Source organism: Streptomyces sp. NPDC050388, from assembly GCF_040655635.1.
In the GTDB taxonomy this organism is placed as follows: Bacteria; Actinomycetota; Actinomycetes; order Streptomycetales; family Streptomycetaceae; genus Streptomyces.
In genome coordinates this window covers 3,753-6,557 of sequence record NZ_JBFAKH010000176.1, presented here as the reverse complement: position 1 = coordinate 6,557, position 2,805 = coordinate 3,753, and the positions used below count along the sequence as shown (strand labels likewise).

3 protein-coding genes are annotated in these 2,805 nt (G+C 67.3%); 1 reads left to right on the top strand and 2 read right to left on the bottom strand.

All coding sequences use genetic code 11. The annotated features are described in order from the left end of the window. Positions 1-151: 151 nt before the first annotated feature. Positions 152-463 carry a hypothetical protein gene (locus AB0I73_RS39790; protein WP_363045274.1) on the bottom strand — a complete coding sequence of 104 codons (312 nt, stop codon included), beginning with the start codon at positions 461-463 and terminating at the stop codon, positions 152-154. A gap of 517 nt (positions 464-980) precedes the next feature. Further along, positions 981-1,472, bottom strand: a complete 492-nt coding sequence (locus AB0I73_RS39785; protein ID WP_363045273.1) for a hypothetical protein — start codon at positions 1,470-1,472, stop codon at positions 981-983. A 515-nt stretch (positions 1,473-1,987) separates the two neighbouring features. Here AB0I73_RS39785 and AB0I73_RS39780 point away from each other — a divergent pair. After that, on the top strand, positions 1,988-2,805 hold an 818-nt coding region (locus tag AB0I73_RS39780), incomplete at its 3' end, for a pentapeptide repeat-containing protein (protein ID WP_363045272.1).

The following is a 2,805-nucleotide window of genomic DNA, read 5'->3' as shown; positions in this document are numbered from 1 at the left end:
ACCGAAGTGGTCGGAAATTGTGGGGAATAACGGGGGCCGCGGGGGGGGGGGGCGGGCGGGGGCCGGGGGGGGGGGGGCCGGGGGCGGGCCCCGGGGGGGCGGGCCGGGCGCGCGGGCCCGCCCCCGGGCGGCGTCAAGAGACAGCGAACACCTAGCGCCGGGGCAGCCCCAAGACCATCAGCCAGACCTGGATGGCGAACATGAGCAAGTCGGTGCCGATCTGCCTCTCGCCCACGGCGAAGCACACCATCGACGACGCGAAGGCCGTCGTGCCGATCCAGAAGACGCTGACGCGGCTGTGGGTGTGAACGAACCTGTCCGCCTTGGCGCGGCGACGCCAGCGACGGAGTTCCTTCAGTTCGCGCTTGCGGCGCGCGATCTCGCGCTCGGAGGCCTCGATCAGAGCATCGTACGGAGGATAGTTCTGGCCTCCGCCGCCGGGCTGGGGGATCCTCATCGTCATGGGGCTGTCCTTGGCTGGCAGTTCCCACACCGCTCGTCGTGGTGTCCAGCCGTCCGAGCGGGTGGTGCCGGGCTTCTGGTGCACCGGCACCAAAAAGACGCGGGCCGGAGACCCAGCGTTAGGTCTCCGGCCCGCGTTCATCCAGTGACTAAAGCGCTAGGGCCTCGTGATGCACGCGTCATCGTCGTTCACCAACCCCCTCTTGTGCGGCAGCACACCACTAACGAGGGCAAGCGTCCTGGACGCCCCATGGCCGGAGGAGCACAGCGGCAACTGGCCCCTGCGCACAGTGGTCAGCACGCGCTGCACCGGCACCAAAAGGATCAGGAACTCATCCAGTGCCCGGCCGCAGGTACGTCGCACCCGGAGCCCGAGGGTCGCCATCATGAGGGCGAGAGTGTTCATGTCTACCTTCCCCTTTTTCCGAAGCGGGCTGACAGCCCACTCCCGGTGAGCAGCGGCCCCGGCCACAGGGGGTCGCTGCACCCGAGAGAACAGCTGTTTGTCCCGTGTCCTGCTAGTCGGTGGCCGGGATGCCCAGCGGCATCCGCGCGGCGCGCTCCTTGAGCTTGGTCCGAGCACGGTGCACGGTCTGGCGTGCGTTATCCGCGGTCATGACCCGCCGCCCCTGGGCGTCCTTGAGGACGGTGATGCGCTCACCGCGCTTCTTCGCCGCCTCGGCAGCCGCGAGCGCCTGGAGAACGTCCTCCTCCTCCAGCCCGTTCATCTCGTTGATGGCCCGGGCGGCCTCGTCCGAGGAGACGCTGTCGAGCGCCATCAGGACGAACGCGGTCAGCTCAGAGCTGCTCAGGCAGGACAGCAGCGCGATGGCATAGTCCTTCATCTCCTCGTTGCGGGCGGCGGCACCGAGGTCCACCGGCAACGCGGCCTCCAGAAGGGCCGTGTCCCCGACCGAGATCTCGTACTTGTACCGCGTGGCGTTGCGGCGCCAATGATCACGCGCCTTGTTGAGGATGACCTGCCGCGCGAATCCGTTGATGCTGCGCACGGGGCCCTTCTTCAACTGGTTGAAGAAGGGCCCCGTGCGCCAGACCGAAGACCGCGCCTTCGTTGTCCTCCCCCACGAGCGTCGCCGTGTACCTGAGGAGCCTGATCTCCTGGTCGCAGATCCAGCACCACTGCTTCCTGGACTTCGTCGGCAGCTCGGCTTCGGCGCTGTGGCCACCCAGAACAGGGAAGCGTCGCTGTTGAGGTACGGAGCCCTCACGGGATGACTTCGTCACTGAGGGATTTCCTTCGCGTGATGAGGTGGTCGGTGATCTTTGCCGGTCACCCCGGCCCCCTGACCCGGCCGTACTCCCCTACGGTGCCCGTGCCAAAAGGACGCACAGGGCGCTTCGATCGTTAGGAAATCTGTGATGTGATCTGAGTCACGTCAGGGGGAGCGCAATGCGGATGCGACGAACACGCGCCTCCAAGAGTCAGATCCGATCGGCCCTGGGGGCGGAAACGGTCACTCGCACCTGCTGCAACCGCTGATCGTGAAGCCGTGTCTCCATCGGCATGACACTCAACCGGCGGCCGCGATCGCCCTCGGATGATCGAGAGCTGCGGCTATGGAGGGTCGGCCGGGCGCTGATCCTCACCTTCACTGCCGCGGTCCTAGCCGCGGGCGGCATCTTCTACGGGCTGGTGGTGCTGCTGGACTTCCAGGAGATCGACAGCGCCGCGAAGCTCGACGCGAAGACACTCTTCGACCTGGTGAAACTCTCCTTCGGAGTGGTTGCCGGGGCTGGCGCGCTCGTCGCCCTGGTCGTCGCCTACCGCCGCCAACGCGTCGACGAGGCCGGCGCCCACCGCGAAGCAACCCGGCTCCACACCGAACGCTTCTCCCAGGCCGTCGACAAACTCGGCTCCGACTCCCCGGCCGTCCGGCTCGGTGGTGTCCACGCGCTGGCTGGCCTCGCCGACGACGCCCCCGACGACAGCCTGCGCCAGACCTGCATCGACGTTCTGTGCGCCTACCTCCGCCTGCCCTTCTCTCCCGACCCGGGCGACCTGCCCGATTCCTTGCTCGACGGGACTTCACCCTCCGAAGAACGGCGCGATGCTCATCAGGACAAGAAAGACCGGTACCGCGCACTGCGCGAGGTCCGGCACACGATCTTGCGTCTTATCGGGGAGCACTACCGCATCCCCAAGGGCACTCACCGCTCGTGGCAGGGCTGCAACCTTGATCTAACCGGGGTCACCATCGATGGTCAGATGGACTTCACCGGCGCGACGTTCTCCGGCGGCGACGTGAGCTTCACCGGCGCGAGGTTCTCCGGCGGCACCGTGCGCTTCGACGGCGCGCTGTTCTCCGACGGCACCGTGTACTT

Excerpts from the sequence above, each read along its gene's own strand:
- AB0I73_RS39790 (WP_363045274.1), bottom strand. The coding sequence starts at position 463 with ATGACGATGAGGATCCCCCAGCCCGGCGGCGGAGGCCAGAACTATCCT.